We start from the raw sequence: 3463 nt of genomic DNA, 5'->3' as shown, positions 1-3463 counted from the left end.
CGTTCGTGATGTCCAACTCCTTCGCGGACCAGACCCTGGCCCAGATCGAGCTGTTCACCAAGCCCGACGAGTACCCGACCGGCGTCTATGTGCTGCCCAAGCACCTCGACGAGAAGGTCGCCCGCCTGCACCTCGACGCGCTCGGCGTGAAGCTGACCACGCTCCGTCCCGAGCAGGCCGAGTACATCGGCGTCCAGGTCGAGGGCCCGTTCAAACCGGACCACTACCGCTACTGAGCCGCACTCACCGGCAGCAGGTCCCCCGATGCAGGCCCCCGCACCCCCGTGCCGGGGGCCTGCCCCGTTTGCCGGACCAGCGACCGGACCGGCCCGTCAAGACCCAGGACCCCCATGCCCCGCGGCCGTTATTCGCTCCACGATCCGCACGATCACACCCCCCTCGCGGATGAACACTTCCACTGCGCCGTCGGCCCCTCCGGCTGGCGCTACGTCTCCCAGCTGACCACCCCCTCGGGCGATCACCACGGCTCCGTCGACCTCACCCTCGACGAACTCGGCCGCCCCATCCGTCTCGAACTCCACGCCGCCGCCTGGCAAGTCCGCGGCGCCGCCCTCGACGGCGTCACCTGGGTCCGCACCGACCCCACCGGGATCGAGGCCACCGAAGGCAATGTGCGCGCCCACGCCTTCACCGGCACCTCCCCGGCGTTCCTCGTCGCCACCACCCGTCTCCTGCGCCTCACCCCCTCCGCAGCCGCCACCCGCGTACGCCTCGTCGCCTTCACGGACCCGGTCCTCGCCCCGCGCACCGTGGACCAGTCGTGGTCCCTGCTGAAGAGAGAAGCACACGCCACTGACAACGGCCCTCTGGCCGTGGACGAATACCAGGTCACAGACCTGGACACGGGCGAGCAGCACGCCGTGCACATCGCCGGCGACGTGGTGCTCGCGGCCCCCGGCATCGAGCTCGAGGACCTCGAATCGCCACCGTCGACATTCACCTGACCCGACGGCCGCAGCGGAGCGGGCAGCCCCGCCCTCACTAAGCCGGCGGCACGAACCCGGTGCCGGGACGCTCGCCCGCCGACACCTCCGGCGCCTCCACAGACCTGCCCTCGCCAGACGACTCGGACGCCGCACCAGGCGCCACAACGGGCACAACGGGCGGCACGTCAGCAGGCGGCGGTCCGTACGCGGCTGGAGCCCCGTACGCGGCCGGCGGTGCGTACACGGCCGGAGGCCCTTCCCCGGCCGGAGCGGGAGCCGGGGCCGAACCGCTCTGGAAAGCCCGCCGGGACTCCCGCGCCTGCCGCTCCTGCACGACCGCCGCCAGATACGCCGCCGGCGGAACACCCTGCGGCACCGGCGCCCCCGTACGCTCCGCGAGATCCGCCGCCAGCCGCTCGGCCATCGACCAGCCGACCTGCGGATCCAACTGCTGCATACGCGTCAGATACTGACGGACGGCGAGCCACAGACCGTCGGGCACGGCAGACAGATCGAGCCCCGAGAACCGTCCCGCCAGCCAGGGCGGAGGAGGCGGCACAAAGCCGGTCCGCGTGACCGGAATCCGCTCCCGTACGACAAGAGTCCCTGCGAACACATCCCCCAGCCGCCGCCCACGCGCCGACACGAACGAGGCGATGCAGGCGATGATCCCGAAGGTCATGAGGATCTCGATCACCGCGATCAAGCCCCTCACCAGCGCATGCCGGAACCGGATCGGACCCCCGTCGTCCCGCACCACACGCAGACCGCATGCCATCTTCCCGAGCGACCGCCCGTGACTGAGCGTCTCCACCGCGATCGGCGCACCCACCAGCACGAGGACGAACGTCGCGATCGACAGCGCCGTCTGCGCCGCCTCGTCCAGCGAGGCCGTGGAAGTCACCAGCACGATGGTCACCGCCACATAGACGGCCATGGCCGCCACAAGGTCGAGCAGCACGGCCAGTGCCCTGCTGGGCAGCCTCGCGGGGCGCAGCTCCAACGCCACAGCCTCGCCCGTCACCAGCTCACTCACGCCTGCCGCCCTTCCCCTGCCCCGGACAGGGCCAGTCTGCCAAGCTGAGGGCGCATCGCGCCGCAGTACGACAAGCTGATCCACGACGAGTCGCCGACGAACAGCCGAGGAGCAGGCACACCGATGGACCTCGACGTCTTCGTCTCCGCCCACCGAGCGGAGTGGGACCGCCTCGAAGCCCTGCTGCGTCACCAGCGCCGCCTCAACGGCGCCGAAGCCGACGAACTCGTCACCCTCTACCAGCGCACCGCCACGCATCTCTCCCTGATCCAGTCCAGCGCCCCCGACCCCCAGCTGACCGGCCGGCTCAGCCAGCTGGTGGCACGCGCGCGTAGTGCTGTGACAGGTACCCGACGTGCCTCCTGGCGCGACGTCACCCGCTTCCTCGCCCACGGCTTCCCCGCCGCGGTCTACAAGTCACGTCACTGGTGGGTACCAACCGCGCTCCTGTCCACGGCCGTCGCCGTGCTCCTGGGCTGGTGGATCGGCACCCACCCCCCAGTACAGGCGTCCATCGCGGCCCCCAGCGAACTACGCGAGCTCACCCGCCCCGGCGGTCAGTACGAGACCTACTACTCCAGCCACCCGGCTGCCAGCTTCGCCGCCCAGGTGTGGACGAACAACGCCTGGGCCGCCGCCCTGTGCCTGATCCTCGGGGTCTTCCTGGGACTCCCGGTCATCTGGATCCTCTTCCAGAACATGCTCAACCTCGGCATCGGCTTCGGCCTGATGTCCTCGGCCGGCCGGCTCGACACCTTCCTCGGCCTGGTCCTCCCGCACGGCCTGCTCGAACTGACCGCCGTCTTCGTGGCCGCAGGCACCGGGCTGCGCCTGGGCTGGACCCTCATCGACCCGGGTCCCCGTACGCGACGCACGGCTCTGGCGGAGGAGGGCCGAGCCGCCATCGGCATGGCCATCGGCCTCGCCCTCGTCCTCTTCGTCTCCGGCGCCATCGAAGGCTTCGTCACCCCGTCGGGCCTCCCCACCTGGGCCCGCATCAGCATCGGGGTCGCCGCCGAACTGGCCTTCCTGGCCTACGTCTACGTCCTGGGCGGTCGTGCCGCCCGCGCCGGAGACACCGGCGACGTGGAGGCAGCAGAGCGCAGCGCCACCGTTCCGACAGCGGCCTAAACCTCCCGACGGCCACCGGATGTGCAACCACGTCCGTTCAGCTGCTAGTCTCCTCTTCGCCCCACAGGAGTCGTTGACACGGCGAGTGCGGGGAGGTAGATTCGAACAGTTGCCTGGAGGTGGGTTCCACCCCAGACGGCGACAGTGAACATCTACCTGCTTCTTGAAACGCTGATTTCATTGAAGCCACTCCCGATGAATCGGAAATGAGCGGCCGGTCAGTACGGCCCGAAACTTCTGATAAAGTCGGAACTGCCGGAAAGGGAAACGCGAAAGCGGGAACCTGGAAAGCACCGAGGAAATCGGATCGGAAAGATCTGATAGAGTCGGAAACGCAAGACCGAAGGGA

4 protein-coding genes are annotated in these 3463 nt (G+C 69.5%); 3 read left to right on the top strand and 1 reads right to left on the bottom strand.

Going from position 1 to position 3463, the window contains the following annotated elements; all coding sequences use genetic code 11:
* On the top strand, nt 1-236 hold a 236-nt coding region (locus AC07DF_RS41265), incomplete at its 5' end, for an adenosylhomocysteinase (protein ID WP_478982750.1).
* Nucleotides 237-350: 114 nt separating this feature from the next.
* Nucleotides 351-965 (top strand): hypothetical protein, encoded by a 615-nt coding sequence (locus AC07DF_RS41260; protein WP_478982748.1) that lies wholly within the window; start codon nt 351-353, stop codon nt 963-965.
* 37 nt (nt 966-1002) lie between these two features.
* Here the strand turns inward: AC07DF_RS41260 and AC07DF_RS41255 are convergent, their stop codons facing one another.
* Nucleotides 1003-1983, bottom strand: a complete 981-nt coding sequence (locus AC07DF_RS41255; RefSeq protein WP_478982746.1) for an RDD family protein — start codon at nt 1981-1983, stop codon at nt 1003-1005.
* A 123-nt stretch (nt 1984-2106) separates the two neighbouring features.
* On the opposite strand from AC07DF_RS41255, the gene AC07DF_RS41250 reads away from it, so the two are divergent.
* Nucleotides 2107-3114: a stage II sporulation protein M gene (locus tag AC07DF_RS41250; RefSeq protein WP_478982744.1), complete on the top strand. Its 1008-nt coding sequence runs from the start codon at nt 2107-2109 to the stop codon at nt 3112-3114.
* Nucleotides 3115-3463 lie beyond the last annotated feature (349 nt).

The sequence above is a fragment of the Streptomyces sp. NPDC044719 genome (assembly GCF_056433405.1).
The sequence above is the reverse complement of the archived record's forward strand: the minus strand, read 5'-3'. Positions and strand labels throughout refer to the sequence as shown.

Coding starts and splice junctions, on each gene's coding strand:
- AC07DF_RS41260 (WP_478982748.1), top strand. CDS start 351: ATGCCCCGCGGCCGTTATTCGCTCCACGATCCGCACGATCACACCCCC.
- AC07DF_RS41250 (WP_478982744.1), top strand. CDS start 2,107: ATGGACCTCGACGTCTTCGTCTCCGCCCACCGAGCGGAGTGGGACCGC.